This window comes from Nocardioides sp. Z35_8 (assembly GCF_059621125.1).
On record NZ_JCAQIE010000001.1, the window covers coordinates 1219943 to 1237315 of the forward strand.

Below are 17373 nucleotides of genomic sequence, written 5' to 3' on the forward strand. Positions count from 1 at the left end.
CGGCGTGAGGAGTGAGGTGGGGTCATGGACCAGCCGCGCCGCCCCGTCGTCGTCCTCTCCCGCGCCCTCGACCAGGCCGGCGACGCCCTCGCCGCCGTCCACCCCGACGACCTCGACCGGCCCACGCCCTGCGAGGGGTGGACCGTGGCCGAGCTCGCCGACCACCTGGGCGCCGCGCCGGAGCACTTCCTGCAGCTGGCGCGCGGGGAGCAGGTCGACTGGAGCGCACGCACCGGAGTCGACGCCTCCCAGCTGGCCGCCCACTTCCGGACGCACGCCGACGACCTGCTCCACCACTGGCACACCCAGCCCGACGACCAGGTCGCCCAGGCCGACTGGCAGAGCGCCGAGCTCGGCGTGCACACCTGGGACCTGGTCCGGGCGCTCGGCCGGCCCCCGCTGACACCGCTCGACGACGAGGTGGCCGAGCGCGGACTGGCGTTCCTGCAGCAGGGGCTGACCGCCGACAACCGCGGCGACGCCTTCGGTGCGGCGGTCGACCTGCCCGACGACGCGTCGCGCTACGACCGGCTGGCCGCGTTCGCCGGCCGCGACCCGCGCGCCTGAGGCGTCCCGCCCGCGTCGAGGCGCGGACGTTGGTCGGGGACCTCGCTCGCGTGCCCGCTCAGCCGGCGCGGCCGAGCGGACCAACGTCCGCGTCTGCGCCGGGGTGGAGGTCGGAGTCAGCGGGCGCGGCGGCCGAGGCGCTCGATGTCCATGATCACGACGGAGCGGGGCTCCAGGCGCAGCCAGCCGCGCGAGGCGAAGTCGGCGAGGGCCTTGTTGACCGTCTCGCGGGAGGCGCCGACCAGCTGGGCGAGCTCCTCCTGGGTGAGGTCGTGGTGGACGTGCACGCCGTCGTCGGCGGTGCGCCCGAAGCGGTCGGCCAGGTCGAGCAGCGCCTTGGCCACGCGGCCGGGGACGTCGGAGAAGACCAGGTCGGCGACGACGTCGTTGGACTTGCGCAGCCGCGAGGCGAGCTGCGACAGCAGGCCTCGCGCCACCTGCGGGCGGCCCTCGAGCCACTTCAGCAGGTCGTCGTGGGAGAGCGAGGCGAAGGAGGCGTCGGTGACGGCCGTGACCGTCGCCGAGCGGGGGCCGGGGTCGAAGAGTGAGAGCTCGCCGAACATCTGTCCGGGGCCCATGATCGCGAGCAGGTTCTCCCGGCCGTCGGAGGAGGACCGGCCGAGCTTCACCTTGCCCTCGGTGACGATGTAGAGCTTGTCGCCGGAGTCGCCCTCGTGGAAGAGGACGTCACCGCGACGGAGCCGGGTCTCGGCCATGGATCCACCCAGTGCAGTCGCTGCCTCGTCGTCGAGCGAGCTGAACAGCGGTGCCTGCCGAAGCACGTCGTTGTCCACGTCATTCCTCCCGGTCGGGTGCGTCCCGGCGGGTCACGCCCGGGATCACCACCGATCCTAGCCGTGGTCCGCCTCACACGCGCGACACCGGGCGGTGCGGCGGACGCTTCGCCGGCTTCGGCGGTGTCGGGACCGGACCGTAGGCTGAGCGCGTGCCAGCCCCCGCCCGCAAGGCCGTCCCGGTCGTGATCCCCCAGCCCGACACCGCGTTGGTACGCCGGGCGCGCAAGGTCGACCGGATCCTGGCGCAGACCTATCCCGACGCCCGCGCCGAGCTCGACTTCACCAACCCCTTCGAGTGCCTCGTCGTCACGGTGGTCTCCGCGCAGACCACCGACCGCCGGGTCAACGCCGCCAGCCCGGCCCTCTTCGCGGCCTACCCCACGCCGCAGGCGATGGCCGCGGCGCCGCGCGAGCACCTCGAGCAGCTGCTCGGCCCGCTCGGCTTCTTCCGGCAGAAGACCGACGCGCTGCTCAAGCTGAGCCAGGCGCTGGTCGAGCGCTACGACGGCCAGGTGCCCGACCGCCTCGACGACCTCGTCACCCTGCCCGGCGTGGGGCGCAAGACCGCCAACGTTGTGCTCGGCAACGCCTTCGGCAAGCCCGGCATCACCGTCGACACCCACTTCGGCCGGCTGGCGCGGCGCCTGGGCTGGACCGAGGAGACCGACCCGGTCAAGGTCGAGCACGCCGTCGGCGCGCTCTTCCCCAAGCGCGACTGGACGATGCTGTCGCACCACCTCATCTGGCACGGGCGCCGGCGCTGCCACGCCAAGAAGCCCGCCTGCGGCGCCTGCCCGGTGGCCCGCCTCTGCCCGTCCTTCGGCATCGGTCCGACCGACCCGGTCGAGGCGGAGAAGCTGGTCACCACCCAGGGACCCGCATGAGGCCCGCATGAAGAAGGTCGTCCTGGGGCTGCTGGTCGCAGCCGTGCTGTCCGCCTGCTCGGCCGACGGCGGACGCGTCGACGTCCGCCCGCCCGACGTCGACGTCGACACCCCCGCGCTGCGCGAGACCAAGGCGCGCATCGGCATGGAGGCGTGCGAGCCGGGCACCGGCGCCCCCGTCGAGGGCGGGCTGCCCGAGCTGACCCTGCCGTGCCTGGGCGGCGGTCCCGACGTCGACCTCTCCGCCCTGCGCGGGCCGGTCGTGATCAACGTGTGGCAGGCCAACTGCGGTCCGTGCCGCGAGGAGATGCCCGCGCTGGAGGCGTTCCACCAGCAGTACGGCGACCGGGTGCCGGTGCTCGGCGTCGACTTCAACGACGTGCACCCCGCCGCGGCCCTCACGCTGGCCGAGGAGACCGGGGCGACCTACCCCTCGGTCGCCGACCCGGGTGGTGAGCTGATGACCGAGGACACCTTCGCCGTGGCCCGGCGCGGGCTGCCGGCGTTCGTCTTCGTCGACGAGGACGGCGTCGTGGTGGGCCAGGACTCCGGCGGGGTCGACTCGGTCGACGACGTCCGCGAGCTGGTCGCCGAGCACCTCGGGATCGACCTGTGAGCGCAACGCCGCCCCCCGACGCGAGCGGTTCGCTGCCGGGGTGGCTGGCCCCGGTCGTCGAGGCGGCGTCGACGATCACCGTCCACCAGCTCACCCGGTTCATGCCGCCGGAGGACGTCGAGCCGCGGCGCGGCGCCGTCCTGATGGTCTTCGCCGACCGCGACGCCGACCCGTCGTCCCCCGACGACCTCGCGCACCGCGGCGAGCTGCTGCTCACCGAGCGCAACCACCACATGCGCTCCCACCCCGGCCAGGTGTCGTTCCCGGGCGGGTCGCTCGACGCCGGCGAGACCCCGGTGGAGGGCGCGCTGCGCGAGGCCTACGAGGAGATCGGCCTGCAGCCGGCCGAGATCGAGGTCTTCGGCGAGCTGCCCGAGCTCTGGCTGCCCCCGAGCAACTTCGCCGTCACGCCCGTCCTGGGCTACTGGCGCGACCGCGGCGAGGTGCGGATCGCGAGCCCCGACGAGGTCCACGAGATCCACCACGTGGCGATCGCCGACCTGCTCGACCCCGACAACCGCATCACGGTGCGCCACCCCAGCGGCTGGCTCGGCCCGGGGTTCCTCATCGGGCCCGATCGCGACGTGATCCTCTGGGGCTTCACCGCCGGCATCGTCGCGCGGCTCTTCAGCCATCTCGGGTGGGCCGACGACTGGGACCGGGCGCGGGTGCGTGACCTGCCCGACCACATGCTGCAGGGTGTCCCCCGGGGCACCGACCTCGCCCCCAACACCCCGCAGAACACCCGGCTCGAGGAGTAGCGCGCATGAACGGCCTCGACTGGTGCCTCATCGCACTCGTGGGGATCTATGCCCTCTCGGGCTACTGGCAGGGCTTCATCACCGGCGCGAGCGCCACCGTCGGGCTGCTGCTCGGCGGCCTCGTCGGCGTCTGGGTGGCCCCCCTGGCGCTGGGCGACGCCGCGCCGTCGCTGTGGGTGTCGCTGGGCGCGCTGTTCATCGTGATCATCTGCGCGTCGCTGGGCCAGGCGCTCTTCCAGTACGTCGGGGCGCGGCTGCGCGACCGCATCACCTGGCAGCCCATCCGCGCCGTCGACGCCATCGGCGGCTCCGCGCTGAGCGCCGTCGCGGTCCTGCTGGTCGCCTGGGCCCTCGGCGTCGCCGTCTCCGGCACCCGCATCGGCGCCATCACGCCGCTGGTGCGCGACTCGACGGTGCTCGCCAAGGTCGATGCGGTGCTGCCGACCGACTCCGGGCGGGTCCTGCAGGCGTTCAACAACGTGGTCGGCACGACGTTCTTCCCCCGCTACCTCGAGCCGTTCGCGCCCGAGCGCATCGTCGCCGTCCGCGCCGGCGACCCGCGGATGCTCACCGACCCCGACGTGCTGGCGGCCGCGCCGAGCGTGGTCAAGGTCCGCGGCACCAACGGCTGCGGCAGCGGCGTCGAGGGCACCGCGTTCTTCTACGCCCCCACCCGGCTGATGACCAACGCCCACGTGGTCGCGGGCGTGACCCGCCCCGAGGTCGAGGTCGCCGGCTCCTCGGTGACCGCCACGGTGGTGCTCTACGACGCCGACCTCGACGTCGCGGTCCTCGCGCTCCCCGACACCGGCTCGTCGCCGCTCGCCTTCGACACCCAGGCCGAGCCCCGCGACCCGGTCGCGGTCCTCGGCTACCCGCAGGACGGTCCCTACGCCGTGGCGTCCGGCCGCATCCGCTCCGAGCAGCGGCTCCGCTCGCCCGACATCTACGGCGAGGGCACCGTGATCCGGCAGGTCTTCTCGCTGCGTGCGCTGATCCGGCCGGGCAACTCCGGCGGGCCGATCGTGACGTCGGCCGGCGACGTCGCGGGCATGGTGTTCGCGGCGTCGGTCAGCGACCCCGACACGGGCTACGCCCTGACGTCCGACCAGCTCGCCGACTCCGCGGCGTCCGGGCTGACCCGGGAGGCGCCGGTCGACACCGGCACCTGCGTGCGCTAGATCAGGGCTGTCCCTTGAGCGCCTGGGGGATCTGGCGGCCCTGCTCGATCGCCCTCTCGGGGGCCTTGACCTGCTTGACCTGCTTGAGCCCGATCATCGCGAGGACCGCGGCGACGAGGACGTAGAAGCCGAAGACGATCAGGAACGCCCACTGCAGGTCGAGGCCCGCGCCGTTCCAGTGGATGAAGTAGACGATCGCCACCGACAGCATGATGATCGCAAGCACGGCGAGGAACGCCGCGCCGGCGAACAGGCCGATGCCGACCCCGCCGTGCTTGACACTCACCTTGAGCTCGCTCTTGGCGAGCTGGATCTCCTTGGAGATCAGCGTCGAGACGTCACGCTGCGCGTCCATGACGAGCTTGCCGAGCGTCGGATCGGTGTCCTTGACCGGTTCGTTTGCCATGGGTGAGGTGTCCTTCGGTGTACGCCGGGGCTGGATGCTGCGACCCTACCAACGGGCCGCGTGCGGCAGCGCCCCGACTACAGTGGGCCACAGGTGAGCCGGGAAGTCTGGTCGGCCCGTGGTGGATTTCCGCGGTGACAGTGCCCCGACGACCCCCGAAGGATGCGCCGACGCATGGCCTCACACCGCAAGCCCCACGAGCCCGGGTCCAAGGACCGGCTGTGGAAGACCGGCCCGGTCTACATCGCCAGCGACAAGCCGCTGGCCCGCCTCGTGGCCCGCCCGATGCGCGAGTTCCTGCGCGTGGAGGCGGCCGGATCGATCCTGCTGCTGCTCTCGGCGGCCGCCGCCCTGATCTGGGCCAACAGCGCGTGGGCGTCGTCGTACGACGCGCTCTGGCACACCCGGCTGGCCATCGACGTCGGGCCGCTGCACCTCGACGAGACGCTGCAGCACTGGGTCAACGACGCCCTCATGGTGATCTTCTTCTTCGTCGTCGGCCTCGAGATCAAGTACGAGCTGGTCAACGGCGACCTGCGCGACCCTCGGACCGCGGCCCTGCCGATCCTCGCTGCCGTCGGCGGGATGGTCGTGCCCGCGGGCATCTACTTCGCGCTCAACCCGCCCGGTGCCGCCGGCAACGCCGGCTGGGGCATCCCGATGGCCACCGACATCGCCTTCGCGGTGGGCGTGCTCGGCGTGCTCGGGCGGCGGATCCCGTCCGCCGCGCGGCTGTTCCTCCTGACGCTCGCGATCGTCGACGACATCGGCGCGATCCTGGTGATCGCGGTGTTCTACACGAGCGACCTGTCGTTGACCTGGCTGGCGATCGCGGTCGCGCTCCTGGCCGTCATGGCGGCGCTGCGGGCGGTGCGCGTGTGGGCGACCGTGGTCTACGCGGTCCTCGGCGTCGTCGTCTGGTTCGCCCTGCTCGAGTCGGGCGTGCACGCGACCCTGGCCGGCGTCGCGATCGGCCTGCTGGCCCCGGCCAGGCCGCTGCTGGACGAGGAGGTCGCTCGCGAGCACGCCACGCGGGCGCTGCGCGACCGGCAGCTCGACCCCGACGAGCTCGCCCGGCTCCGCTTCCTGCTCAAGGAGTCGGTCTCGGTCGTCGAGCGCCTCATCAGCACGCTGCACCCGGTGTCGGCGTACGTCGTCCTGCCCGTCTTCGCCCTCGCCAACGCCGGCGTCGAGCTGGGCGCGATCGGCGAGGTCTTCACCGAGCCGGTGGGGCTCGGCATCGTCCTGGGCCTGGTGCTCGGCAAGCCGGTCGGCATCGTGCTGACGTCGGCCCTCGCCGTGCGCCTCGGCGTCGCCAAGCTGCCGGAGGGCGCCTCGTGGTCGATGCTCCTGGGCCTCGGTGCCGTCGCCGGCATCGGCTTCACGGTCTCGATCTTCATCGCCGGGCTGTCCTTTCCCGGTGTCGAGCTGCTCACCGCCGAGGCCAAGATCGCGATCCTGCTCGCCTCCCTCATCGCGGCGGTCGTGGGTGTCGCGCTCCTGCTCCTCGCCACCCGCGGCGTACGTCCGGACCCGGCCGCCGACGAGGCGGCGAGCGAGGACGCCACCCACTGACGGTCCCGCCGCCGGCCGGCGCGCAGTCGCGAGCCTCCCGTGGCCAGCCGGGCCGGCCGCAAGCGCGACCTAGTGAGGGACGTTCTGGTGTCCGAAGGCCGGATCGCCTACCAGAACGTCCCTCAGTACCCGGTGGGTGGAGAGGGGAGCCGGCGGGTGGAGAGGGTCAGTCCTCGGCCGGGGCGGAGGTCTCCTTCGACTTGATCATGTCCATCACCGTGGAGTCGGCGAGGGTGGTCACGTCGCCGACCTCGCGGTGCTCGGCGACGTCCTTGAGCAGGCGGCGCATGATCTTGCCGGAGCGGGTCTTGGGCAGCTCGGGCACGACCATGATCTGGCGCGGCTTGGCGATCGCGCCGATCTCCTTGGCGACGTGCTTGCGCAGCTCCTCGACGATGTCCTCGCCGCCGTCGCCCGCGGAGTCGCGGAGGATGACGAACGCGCACACGGCCTGGCCGGTGGTCTCGTCGGCCGCGCCCACCACGGCCGCCTCGGCGACCTTGGGGTGCGACACGAGCGCCGACTCGATCTCGGTGGTGGACAGGCGGTGGCCCGACACGTTCATCACGTCGTCGACGCGGCCCAGCAGCCACACGTCGCCGTCGTCGTCGAGCTTGGCGCCGTCGCCGGCGAAGTAGAGGCCGGGCCAGCGCGACCAGTAGGTGTCCTTGAAGCGCTGGTCGTCGCCCCACAGCGTGCGGAGCATCGCCGGCCACGGCTCCTTGAGCACGAGGTAGCCGCCGTTGCCGTGGCCGACCGGCGTCGCCTCGTCGTCGACGACGTCGGCCGCGACGCCGGGCAGTGCCTTCATGGCCGAGCCGGGCTTGCCGGCGGTGACGCCGGGCAGCGGGCTGATCATGATCTGGCCGGTCTCGGTCTGCCACCACGTGTCGACCACCGGGCAGCGGTCGCCGCCGATGACCTCGCGGTACCAGACGTAGGCCTCGGGGTTGATCGGCTCCCCGACCGACCCGAGCAGGCGCAGCGACGACATGTCGTAGCCGTCGGGGATCTCGCGGCCCTGCTTCATGAAGGTGCGGATCGCGGTCGGCGCGGTGTAGAAGATCGTCACCTTGTAGTCCTGCACGATCTGCCACCAGCGGCCCTTCTCGGGCGTGCCCTCGTACATCACCTGCGTCGCGCCGTTGGCGAGCGGGCCGTAGACCATGTAGGAGTGCCCGGTCACCCAGCCGACGTCGGCGGTGCACCAGTAGACGTCCGTCTCGGGCTTGAGGTCGAAGACCTCCCAGTGCGTGAACGACGTCCCGGTGAGGTAGCCGCCGGTGGTGTGCAGGATGCCCTTGGGCTTGCCGGTGGTGCCGGAGGTGTACATGACGTAGAGCGGGTGCTCGGAGTCGTGCATCTCGGCCTCGTGCTCGGGGGAGGCGGAGTCGACGACGTCGTGCCACCACACGTCGCGCGAGTCGTCCCACGCGACGTCCTGGCCGGTGCGGCGTACGACGAGCACGTGGCGCACCAGGTCGCCGGTCTTCTCCACGGCCTCGTCGACGGCCGGCTTGAGCGCGCTCGCGGCGCCGCGCCGGAAGCCACCGTCGGAGGTGATGACGACGTGGGCCTCGCAGTCGGTGATGCGCGAGGCGAGGGCGTCGGCGGAGAAGCCGCCGAAGACCACGGTGTGGGGGGCGCCGAGGCGCGCGCAGGCGAGCATCGCGACGACCACCTCGGGGATCATCGGCATGTAGATCGCGACCCGGTCGCCCTTGCGCACCCCCAGCTCGGTGAGCGCGTTGGCGGCCCTGGAGACCTCGTCCTTGAGCTGGGCGTAGGTGAGGTCGCGGGTGTCGGCCACCCCGTCGTGGACCGGCTCGCCGACCCAGTGGATGGCGACCTTGTCGCCGTTGCCGGCCGCGACGTGGCGGTCGACGCAGTTGACCGAGGCGTTGATCGTGCCGCCGACGAACCACTTGGCGAACGGCGGGTCGGTCCAGTCGAGGACCTGGTCCCACTTCCGGCCCCAGTCGAGGCGCTCGGCGGCCTCGGCCCAGAACGCCTCGCGGTCGGCGTCGGCGCGGGCGTAGGCCTCCTCCTTGACGTTGGCGTTCGCGGCCAGGTCGGCCGGGGGCTCGAAGCGCCGGTCCTCCTGCATCAGGTTGGACAGTGTCTGCTCGGACAAGGCTCTCTCCTCGTGCGGGACGCGTGCGGGGTCGGGGGTGAGGGGAACGGCGGGGAAACGGCGGGGTGATCCCCTCGCCGCCGAACCTACTCGGATCGGCGAGGGGACCACCGGGATGAGCCGGCCGGGGCCGGATCAGTGCGGCGCGGCCTGCTCGGCGCCGGCGCCGGTGAGCGCGCGGACCTCGAGCTCGGTGAAGCGCTCCTCGGCCTCGGGGTCACGCGAGGTGACCGTGCCGATGTAGCCCAGCAGGAACCCGATCGGGATCGAGACGATGCCGGGGTTGTTGAGCGGGAAGATCGACCAGTCGGCGTCGGGGAACAGCGACGTCGGCAGGCCGGACATCACCGGCGAGAAGAACACCAGCCCGACGGCGGCGATGAGGCCGCCGTAGATGCTCCACGTGGCACCGCGGGTGTTGAAGCGCCGCCAGAACATGTTGTAGATGATCGCCGGCAGGTTGGCCGAGGCGGCGACGGCGAACGCGAGCGCCACGAGGAACGCGATGTTGAGGCGCTGCGCCGGGATGGACAGGGCGATGGCGACCGCGCCGATGACGAACGCCGCGATGCGGGCGACCCGCACCTCGTCCTTCTCGGTGACCGGCTGGTCTTTCTTGATGACGCCCTTGTAGAGGTCGTGCGCCACGGAGGAGGAGCTGGCCAGGGTGAGCCCGGCGACCACCGCGAGGATCGTCGCGAACGCCACCGCGGCGATCAGCGCGAGCAGCACCGCGCCGCCGGTGGAGCCGTCCCCGCCGCCCACGGCCTCGGCGAGCAGCGGCGAGGCGAGGTTCTGGTTGCCACCCTCGAGCGGGTCGACCTGGTCGCGGTCGAGCAGCGCAGCCGCGCCGAAGCCGAGCACCAGCGTCATCAGGTAGAACGCGCCGATCAGCCCGATCGCCCAGAGCACCGACTTGCGCGCGTCCTGCGCGGTGGGCACGGTGTAGAAGCGGATCAGGATGTGCGGCAGGCCGGCGGTGCCGAGCACGAGCGCGAGGCCGAGCGACAGGAAGTCGATCTGCGAGGTCAAGGTGGCGCCGTACTGAAGGCCCGGCTGGAGGAACGCCTCGCCCTTGCCGGAGTTCTCGGCGGCCGAGCCGAGCAGCTCGGAGAGGTTGAAGTCGAACTTCGCGAGCACCAGCAGCACGATCAGCGCGGAGCCGATCATCAGGAGCACGGCCTTGACGATCTGGACGTAGGTCGTGCCCTTCATGCCGCCGACGACGACGTAGAAGATCATCAGGGCGCCGACGCCGATGATGGTGATGTTCTTGATCGCCTGGCTGTCGACGCGGAGCAGCAGCGCGACGAGCGAGCCGGCGCCGACCATCTGGGCGAGCAGGTAGAAGATCGAGACGACGATGGTCGAGATCGACGCCGCCGTGCGCACCGGCCGCTGGCGCATCCGGAACGCGAGCTGGTCGGCCATGGTGTAGCGCCCGGCGTTGCGCAGCATCTCCGCGACCAGCAGCAGCGCGACGAGCCACGCCACGAGGAAGCCGATCGAGTAGAGGAAGCCGTCGTAGCCGTAGACCGCGATGGCACCGGAGATGCCGAGGAACGACGCCGCCGACATGTAGTCGCCGCCGATCGCCAGACCGTTCTGGAGGCCGGAGAACGAGCGCCCGCCGGAGTAGAAGTCGGCGGCCGTCTTGGTCTGCCGGCTCGCCCAGAACGTGATGCCGATCGTCAGCGCGACGACCGACAGGAACAGGATCGTGGTGAGGACCTGGGTGTCCATCAGGCGTCTCCTCCCTTGCGGTAGTCCGCGTCGAGCTGGCGGGCCAGCGGGTCGAGCTTGGACTGCGAGTAGCGCGCGTAGTACCACGCGAGACCGAACGTGGTCACGAACTGCAGCAGCCCGAAGATGAGGGCGACGTTGATGTGGCCCACAACCTTGGTCGACATGAAGTCGCCGGCCCAGTTGGAGAGGACGACGTAGAGCAGGTACCACACGAGGAACGCGGCCGTGGCCGGGAAGACGAAGCTGCGGTAGCGGTGGCGCAGCTCGGCGAACTCGGGGGTCGCGTGGAGCCTGTCGTAGATGGGATCGTGGCGCTCAGCCCGGTCTTGCTGTGTCACGGAGGGGTCCTTCCGCCGGGGTCACCGAGATGTGACCGCCGTCACGGTGACACCGCTCATGCCGGACGGGGGAGTCTCGCGCCCGCGCCGGTCGGTCGGTGGGCGCCGCTCGTCGCCCAGCGGTCGTTGCCGTACGACGAGCGGTCGCGCCGGGGCCGGTCAGCCCCCGGACCGCCGGGTCGGGTGCGGCTTGCGGAGGGTGTCGGGCAGCAGCTGTGCGCCGGGGCCGCTCGCGCCGTGCACGTCGCCCGGGTTGGAGAACGAGCAGCTGCGCAGGCTCAGGCAGCCGCAGCCGATGCAGCCGTCGAGCCCGTCGCGCAGCCGCTGGAGCGCGGCGATCTGGTCGTCGAGCCGGCCGCGCCAGTGCTGGGAGATCCGGTGCCAGTCGCCCTTGGTGGGCGTGCGGTTGCCAGGCAGCCGGGCCAGCTCGTCGCGGATCTCGTCGATCGTCAGGCCGACGTTGGAGGCGGCGCGGATGAACGCCAGCCGGCGCAGCACGTTGCGCTCGAACCGTCGCTGCCCCCCGGCCGAGCGCTGCGACTCGATCAGCCCCTCGGCGTCGTAGTAGCGCACCGCCGACGCCGCGAAGCCGCTGCGCCTGGTGACCTCGCCCATCGGAAGAAGATCCCGGCCGTCCATCCTGACCCCTTGAACTCAAGTTCACTTCAACTTGAACGATAGCCGCATGACAACGACAACGACACGGGTGGCACTCGTCACCGGAGGATCCACAGGGCTGGGACTCGCCCTCGCGCAGGCGCTCGTCCGAGAGGGCTGGGACGTCATCACCGACGGGCGCAGCGCGCAGAGGTTCACCGAGGCGGGGCTCCCGCCGGAGGTCACGGTTGTGGTTGGCGACGTGACCGATGCCGACCACCGAGGCCGACTCCTGGCCGAGGTCGAGGAACGCGGGCGGCTCGACCTGCTCGTCCACAACGCCAGCACGCTCGGCCCGCTGCCCATGCGAGCCCTGGCCGAGGTCGGCGTCGACGACCTGCGGCAGGTCTGGCGGGTCAACGTGGGCGGGCCGCTGGTCCTGACCTCGTCGCTCCTGCCGTGGCTGCGGACCGCGGACGGCGTGCTCCTCTCGATCAGCTCCGACGCCGCGGTCCAGCACTACGAGACCTGGGGGCTCTACGGCGCCAGCAAGGCCGCGCTCGACCACGTCACCTTGACCTACGGCGCCGAGACGGGCCTGCGGGCGTACGCCGTCGACCCGGGCGACATGCGCACGGCCATGCACCAGGACGCCTTCCCGGGCGAGGACATCTCCGACCGCCCCCTCCCCGACACCGTCGTGCCGCGTCTGCTCGCCCTGCTGGGGAAACGGCCCGAGTCGGGGCGCTACCGAGCGGCGGACGTCGCGTGACCGCGCTGGACGAGACGCCGCGCACGAGGTTCGCCGCGTCCACCTTCGCGCCCCGCCCGGCCGAGGAGCGCGGCCTCGCGCGAGACGAGGTGCGGCTCCTGGTCGGCACGCCGGACGGGCTCTCGCACGGGAGGTTCCGCGACCTGCCGGACCACCTCCACGCGGGCGACGTGCTCGTGGTCAACACCTCGGCGACGGTCCCCGGCGAGGTGGACGCGACGCTCGACGGCGACGCGGTGGTGCTGCACGTGGCGCACCGCCTCGACGACGGCGACCGCGTGGTCGAGCTGCGCACCGCACCCGACGCCTCGCGCGCCCTCCTGGACGCGACGCCCGGACAGGTCGTCGCGATCGGCGACGTCCGGCTCGTGCTGGTCGAGCCGTGGCCCGCCAGCGCACCGTCGTCGCCGACGGGGCGCGGCAACCGGCTCTGGCGCACCTCCGTCCGGGGCGACCTGGACGACCTGCTCGCGCGCACGGGGCGGCCGATCGCCTACGGCTACCTCGACCGGCCCTACCCGCTGGACGCCTACCAGACCGTCTTCGGCACCCGTCCCGGGAGCGCCGAGATGGCGTCCGCCGGGCGGCCGTTCACGCCCGAGCTGGTGACGCGGCTCGTCACGGCCGGGGTGCAGTTCGCCCCGGTCACGCTGCACACGGGGGTCTCCTCCCAGGAGGCCGGCGAGGCCCCCGGTCCGGAGTGGTTCGAGCTGCCCCAGGCGTCGGCGAGGGTGGTCAACGCCGCCCGGGACGACGGAGGTCGGGTGGTCGCGGTGGGGACGACCGCGACCCGCGCGATCGAGTCGTCGGTCCTCGGCCGGCGCGTGGTCGCGAGCCGCGGCTGGACCTCGCGGGTCGTCACCCCCGGCCGGCCGCCGCGGGTCGTCGACGGCCTGGTCACCGGCTGGCACGACCCGATGGCCTCACACCTGCTGCTCGTCGAGGCGGTCGCCGGCGAGCGCCTCAGCCAGGCGGCGTACGACGCCGCGGTGGCCGAGGGCTACCTCTGGCACGAGTTCGGCGACGCGGCGCTGCTGCTGCGACGCTAGGGATCCGAGCCTGCCGCGGGGAGGCGTCGAGCCGACGAAGTGGCGTTCGCGGCTCGGTGCGCTACGCTGGGTCTTGTTGAAGGGTCGGCACCACCGACCTGGCCGCGCACCATGCTGCGGCTCGTATCTCGTTTTCCTGGTTTTCGGTTCGCTGGACATCAGTACGGAATGGATGTCTTCAGCAGCTCGGAGGCAACGTGCCCCCGATGCGAGAACAAAGGAACATCATCATGGCTCAGGGCACCGTCAAGTGGTTCAACGCTGACAAGGGCTTCGGCTTCATCGCGCAGGACGGCGGCGGCGAGGACGTGTTCGTCCACTTCTCCGCGATCCAGTCCAGCGGCTACAAGTCGCTCGACGAGAACCAGAAGGTCGAGTTCGACGTCACGCAGGGCCCGAAGGGCCCGCAGGCGGAGAACGTCAGCGTCATCTGACACACCCCGAGGAGCCCCGACCGCGCTGCGGTCGGGGCTCCTCGTGCGTCCGGGGGTTGACGTCAGGTGCACCTGAGCATCCACGATCGACCCATGACCGACGACCAGCCCCTCGTCCGCGAGCTCCGGATCACCCTCACCGTCGACGACTTCGACGCGGCCGTACGCCTCTACCGCGACGCGCTCGGGCTGCCCGAGGTGGCCGACTGGAGCAGCGAGCAGGGACGGGTGCTGCTCCTCGACGCGGGTCGCGCGACGCTCGAGCTCTTCGACCAGGCGCAGGCCGCGATGGTCGACGACCTCGAGGTGGGGGAGCGCGTCTCGGGCCCGGTGCGGCTCGCCCTGCACGTCGCGGACGCCGACGCCTCCGCCGCGGCGCTCGTCGCGGCCGGCGCCACGCCGGTGGCGCCCGCCGTCGACACCCCGTGGGGAGACCGCAACGCGCGGGTCGCGGCCGCGGACGGCATGCAGCTGACGCTGTTCACCCCGGGTGCGGGGTCCTGATCATCCACATCGCCGGGTCGGGGAGGGCGCCGAAGCCGACGTCGGCATAGACCCCGTGCGCGTCGTGGGTGGCCAGCAGCGTCCGCCTGACCCCCAGGTCGTCGAGGTGCTCGACGACCGCCGCGACGAGGCGGGTGCCGAGCCCGCGCCCGCGGTGGCCGCGGTCGACGTACACGTCGCACAGCCAGGCGAAGTTGGCGTGGTCGGTGACGACGCGGGCGTAGGCCACCTGCCGCCCGCCGGCGAACGTGCCGAAGTTGAGCGAGTGCTCGGCCGCGGTCGCGACGGCCTCCCGCGAGCGGCCCGTGGCCCAGTAGGCGTCGGTGCTGAGCCACTGGTGCACGAGGTCGAGGTCCATCGCGGCGGACCCGGTGCGGATGTCGAAGGCGTCGGTCACGGGACACATCCTGCTGCCCGGTCGTTGCGCACCGGGGCGGGCGCGCGGTCAGGTCCCGGCTGACATGGTGGGGGAATGAGCTCCCCCATCGTGACCTCTCCCGTCGTCGTCGTGACCGGTGCCAACGGATTCGTGGGCAGCCACGTCGTCTCCGCGCTGAGCGAGCGGGGTGCGACGGTGCGTGCCGTCGTACGCCGCGTCGGCACCGCACCACAGCACCCGGGCGTCGAGGAGCACGTCGGCGACTTCGCCGACCCGGCCTTCGCCGCGACCGTGGTGGCCGGCGCCGACGCCCTCGTCACCACGGTCCACCCGCTGGGCAGCGGGCGCGACGACCAGCGACGGGTCGGCCTGGACGGCACGATGGCGATCGCGGAGGCCGCGGTCGACGCCGGGGTGCCGCTCCTGGTCCACATCTCGACCGCCGGCGTCTACGACCGCAGTCCCGGGATAGGCGACGTGGACGAGTCCTCGCCGCTGGTGCCCGACGACGCGTCGGCCTACGGCGTGGTCAAGCGTGACGTCGACGCGGCGCTGGAGCGGCTGGGCGGGGCGACCCGGGTGCTGCTGCGCCCGCCCGCCATCCTCGGCGCCGGCGACACCTCGATCTGGAACTCGATCCGCCCCGCCGAGATCCGCGACGACGAGGCCCAGCGGCACGGCAACCCCGACCAGGCCTTCGCCTGGGTGCACGTCACGGACCTCGCGGACCTCGCCGCCGACCTCGCCACCGGCGCGATCGCGACGGCGGACGACCCCGAGGCCGGGCCGGTCGCGGGCGGGTGCACGCCCGTCAACGTCGCCGGGGGCCCGGCCGCCTACCGCGACTACCTGGGCGCGGTGACCGAGGCGCTCGGCCTCGAGCCGGTCTGGGAGGAGGGTCCGGCGTGGACCGGCCGGATCGTCTCCGACCGCGCCCAGCGCTGGGGATGGACTCCCCGGATCGGCCTCGCCGACGCGCTCGAGGAGCTGCGCCAGGGCCTGCGCGGCTGAGCAGGCCCCCGCCGCCGACCCGGCGCGGCCCGGCCGGCGTCAGGCCGCCGGTCGTGCCTCGACCAGCGAGATCGTGGAGATGGTGGGCACCACCCGCGTCATCCGGAAGCCCGCCCGCTCGAGCAGCGCGGCGTACTCCTGCTCGGTGCGCTCGCGTCCGCCGACGAAGAGCAGCATGTCGAGGTCGAGGGACTTGGTGAAGTCGGGGCCACTCCCGGGCGCGACGACGCCCTCCATCAGCAGCAGGGTGGCGTCGGCGGGCGCGTGGTCGCGCACGGTGGACAGGAGGGCGAGTGCCCGGTCGTCGTCGAGATCGTGCACGACGCGGCGCAGCACGTAGAGGTCGCCGTCGTCGGGCACCCGGTCGAAGAACGACCCGGCCTCCAGGCGGCACCGGTCCAACACCCCGGCCTCGCGCAGCCGCCGCTCGGCGACCGGCAGCAGCGCTTGCTGCTCCAGCAGCACGCCGTCGGCCTGCGGGGCGGCGCCCAGCATCAGGGCGAGCAGCTGGCCCTGGCCGCCGCCGACGTCGACGATCCGCCGGAAGGGAGCGAAGTCGTAGGCCGCGGCGACGGTGGGCCAGTCGAGCGCAATGAGCCGCGACATCGCCTCGTGGAAGATGTCGGCGTAGTCGCGCTCGCGGTCGAGCAGCTCCCACATCGACATCCCGTGCACCGCCTCCGCCTGGGCGGTGCCGGTGGTGATCGCCTCGGGCAGGCGGCCCCACACCGACTGGTAGCGCGGGTCGCCGATCATCAGCACCACGGCCCGCATGGAGCCGTCGACGTCCGAGCGCATCGTCTGGCCGAGCGGCGTCAGCGCGAAGGTGTCGCCGTCCTGCCGCAGCAGCCCCAGTCCGGCGGCGGCCCGCATCAGCCGGTGGGTCGCGTCGGGGTGCGTGCCGAGCCCGGCGGCCACGTCGGCTCCCGTCCTCGGCCCGGCGGCGAGCTCGTCGGCGACACCGAGCCGCGCGAGGGCGTACGCCGTGTTGGCGCCGATGAGGCCCGAGACCAGCTCGAGCACGCCGACCTGCGGCGGCACCATGCGCCGGGTCAGGCCCTGCATCGCCGTGCGGGCGGAGGTGGCCGCCCGGGCGACCCGGACCGGAGGAAGTCTGCTGCTCATGAGGTATCCCCTACGATAGTCAGTGATACTGACCAATATGGTCAGCAACGCTGACCAATGTCAAGGGGAACGATGGACCTGGCCACGCTGATGTACGTGTCCTACCGTGCGATGGACGAGCGGGTGCTGCGAGCCATGCGCGAGGCGGGCTACGACCTCACCGCTGCGCAGTCGCGGCTGGCGCAGCGGATCGCCGACGAGGGCTCACGGCTGACCGAGCTCGCCGAGCGCGCCCAGGTCACCAAGCAGACCGCCAGCCTGCTCGTCGCCGCCCTCGAGCGGGAGGGCATCGTCGAGCGGGTGCTCGACCCCGACGACGGTCGGGCCCGGCTGATCCGGCTGTCCGCGCGGGGCCGCGAGGCCGCGCGCCACGCGGGGCAGGTCGTGGCGGCCGTGGAGCGGGAGTGGACCGATCACCTCGGCCCGGACCTCGCGGACCGGCTGCGCGAGGCGCTGGTGCGCCTGCGCGAGCTGACCGACCCCTACGTGTGAGGCGG

The 17373-nt window shown here is 72.6% G+C and carries 20 protein-coding genes; 12 read left to right on the plus strand and 8 right to left on the minus strand.

What is annotated here, in order from left to right; all coding sequences use genetic code 11:
* Window positions 1–24: 24 nt before the first annotated feature.
* On the plus strand, window positions 25–567 hold the full coding sequence (locus AC54T2_RS05895; protein WP_496665749.1) for a maleylpyruvate isomerase family mycothiol-dependent enzyme: 543 nt from the start codon (window positions 25–27) through the stop codon (window positions 565–567).
* 116 nt (window positions 568–683) lie between these two features.
* On the opposite strand, the gene AC54T2_RS05900 is transcribed toward AC54T2_RS05895, so the two are convergent.
* Window positions 684–1361, minus strand: coding sequence for a Crp/Fnr family transcriptional regulator (locus AC54T2_RS05900; RefSeq protein WP_186339946.1), 678 nt, complete (start codon window positions 1359–1361; stop codon window positions 684–686).
* Between the two features lie 152 nt (window positions 1362–1513).
* Between AC54T2_RS05900 and nth the strand changes: the two genes are divergently transcribed.
* Genes nth through AC54T2_RS05920 form a run of 4 tightly spaced genes read left to right on the plus strand, consistent with a single transcriptional unit; the run spans window position 1514 to window position 4806 of the window.
* The gene (gene nth / locus AC54T2_RS05905) at window positions 1514–2248 is read left to right on the plus strand and encodes an endonuclease III (protein WP_241005287.1); all 735 of its coding nucleotides are present in this window, start codon (window positions 1514–1516) and stop codon (window positions 2246–2248) included.
* Between the two features lie 7 nt (window positions 2249–2255).
* A complete protein-coding gene (locus AC54T2_RS05910) occupies window positions 2256–2864 on the plus strand; it encodes a TlpA family protein disulfide reductase (RefSeq protein ID WP_186339947.1) in 609 nt (202 codons plus the stop codon).
* Window positions 2861–3625, plus strand: coding sequence for an NUDIX hydrolase (locus AC54T2_RS05915; protein WP_241005288.1), 765 nt, complete (start codon window positions 2861–2863; stop codon window positions 3623–3625). The genes AC54T2_RS05910 and AC54T2_RS05915 overlap by 4 nt, the downstream gene beginning before the upstream one ends.
* 5 nt (window positions 3626–3630) lie before the next feature.
* Window positions 3631–4806 (plus strand): MarP family serine protease, encoded by a 1176-nt coding sequence (locus AC54T2_RS05920; RefSeq protein ID WP_186339948.1) that lies wholly within the window; start codon window positions 3631–3633, stop codon window positions 4804–4806.
* Window position 4807: 1 nt separating this feature from the next.
* Here the strand turns inward: AC54T2_RS05920 and AC54T2_RS05925 are convergent, their stop codons facing one another.
* Window positions 4808–5212, minus strand: a complete 405-nt coding sequence (locus AC54T2_RS05925; RefSeq protein ID WP_186339949.1) for a phage holin family protein — start codon at window positions 5210–5212, stop codon at window positions 4808–4810.
* 174 nt (window positions 5213–5386) lie between these two features.
* Here AC54T2_RS05925 and nhaA point away from each other — a divergent pair, with 174 nt between their 5' ends.
* Window positions 5387–6787 carry a Na+/H+ antiporter NhaA gene (gene nhaA / locus AC54T2_RS05930; RefSeq protein ID WP_489975542.1) on the plus strand — a complete coding sequence of 467 codons (1401 nt, stop codon included), beginning with the start codon at window positions 5387–5389 and terminating at the stop codon, window positions 6785–6787.
* A 166-nt stretch (window positions 6788–6953) separates the two neighbouring features.
* On the opposite strand, the gene acs is transcribed toward nhaA, so the two are convergent.
* From acs to soxR, 4 genes are all read right to left on the minus strand, one after another.
* Complete coding sequence (acs, locus tag AC54T2_RS05935) at window positions 6954–8894, minus strand: acetate--CoA ligase (RefSeq protein WP_496666254.1); 1941 nt, start codon at window positions 8892–8894, stop codon at window positions 6954–6956.
* Window positions 8895–9056: 162 nt separating this feature from the next.
* A complete protein-coding gene (locus AC54T2_RS05940; protein ID WP_496665750.1) occupies window positions 9057–10664 on the minus strand; it encodes a monocarboxylic acid transporter in 1608 nt (535 codons plus the stop codon).
* Window positions 10664–11005 carry a DUF485 domain-containing protein gene (locus tag AC54T2_RS05945; protein ID WP_186339953.1) on the minus strand — a complete coding sequence of 114 codons (342 nt, stop codon included), beginning with the start codon at window positions 11003–11005 and terminating at the stop codon, window positions 10664–10666. The genes AC54T2_RS05940 and AC54T2_RS05945 overlap by 1 nt, the downstream gene beginning before the upstream one ends.
* A gap of 159 nt (window positions 11006–11164) precedes the next feature.
* Complete coding sequence (gene soxR / locus AC54T2_RS05950) at window positions 11165–11620, minus strand: redox-sensitive transcriptional activator SoxR (RefSeq protein ID WP_489975544.1); 456 nt, start codon at window positions 11618–11620, stop codon at window positions 11165–11167.
* 70 nt (window positions 11621–11690) lie between these two features.
* Here soxR and AC54T2_RS05955 point away from each other — a divergent pair, with 70 nt between their 5' ends.
* The 4 genes from AC54T2_RS05955 (at window position 11691) to AC54T2_RS05970 (ending at window position 14361) form a co-directional block, all read left to right on the plus strand.
* Complete coding sequence (locus AC54T2_RS05955; protein WP_496665751.1) at window positions 11691–12374, plus strand: SDR family NAD(P)-dependent oxidoreductase; 684 nt, start codon at window positions 11691–11693, stop codon at window positions 12372–12374.
* Window positions 12371–13423, plus strand: a complete 1053-nt coding sequence (locus tag AC54T2_RS05960) for an S-adenosylmethionine:tRNA ribosyltransferase-isomerase (RefSeq protein ID WP_496665752.1) — start codon at window positions 12371–12373, stop codon at window positions 13421–13423. Before AC54T2_RS05955 ends, AC54T2_RS05960 begins: the two co-directional genes overlap by 4 nt.
* Window positions 13424–13653: 230 nt before the next feature.
* Complete coding sequence (locus AC54T2_RS05965) at window positions 13654–13857, plus strand: cold-shock protein (protein ID WP_186339957.1); 204 nt, start codon at window positions 13654–13656, stop codon at window positions 13855–13857.
* 93 nt (window positions 13858–13950) lie between these two features.
* On the plus strand, window positions 13951–14361 hold the full coding sequence (locus AC54T2_RS05970; RefSeq protein WP_186339958.1) for a VOC family protein: 411 nt from the start codon (window positions 13951–13953) through the stop codon (window positions 14359–14361).
* On the opposite strand, the gene AC54T2_RS05975 is transcribed toward AC54T2_RS05970, so the two are convergent.
* Window positions 14339–14758: a GNAT family N-acetyltransferase gene (locus tag AC54T2_RS05975; protein ID WP_489975547.1), complete on the minus strand. Its 420-nt coding sequence runs from the start codon at window positions 14756–14758 to the stop codon at window positions 14339–14341. The genes AC54T2_RS05970 and AC54T2_RS05975 overlap by 23 nt on opposite strands.
* A gap of 75 nt (window positions 14759–14833) precedes the next feature.
* Here AC54T2_RS05975 and AC54T2_RS05980 point away from each other — a divergent pair, with 75 nt between their 5' ends.
* Window positions 14834–15751 carry an NAD-dependent epimerase/dehydratase family protein gene (locus AC54T2_RS05980; RefSeq protein ID WP_496665753.1) on the plus strand — a complete coding sequence of 306 codons (918 nt, stop codon included), beginning with the start codon at window positions 14834–14836 and terminating at the stop codon, window positions 15749–15751.
* Window positions 15752–15790: 39 nt separating this feature from the next.
* Here AC54T2_RS05980 and AC54T2_RS05985 read toward each other — a convergent pair whose 3' ends face one another.
* Window positions 15791–16876, minus strand: a complete 1086-nt coding sequence (locus AC54T2_RS05985; RefSeq protein ID WP_496665754.1) for a methyltransferase — start codon at window positions 16874–16876, stop codon at window positions 15791–15793.
* A 72-nt stretch (window positions 16877–16948) separates the two neighbouring features.
* Between AC54T2_RS05985 and AC54T2_RS05990 the strand changes: the two genes are divergently transcribed.
* The gene (locus AC54T2_RS05990) at window positions 16949–17368 is read left to right on the plus strand and encodes a MarR family winged helix-turn-helix transcriptional regulator (RefSeq protein ID WP_241005291.1); all 420 of its coding nucleotides are present in this window, start codon (window positions 16949–16951) and stop codon (window positions 17366–17368) included.
* Window positions 17369–17373 lie beyond the last annotated feature (5 nt).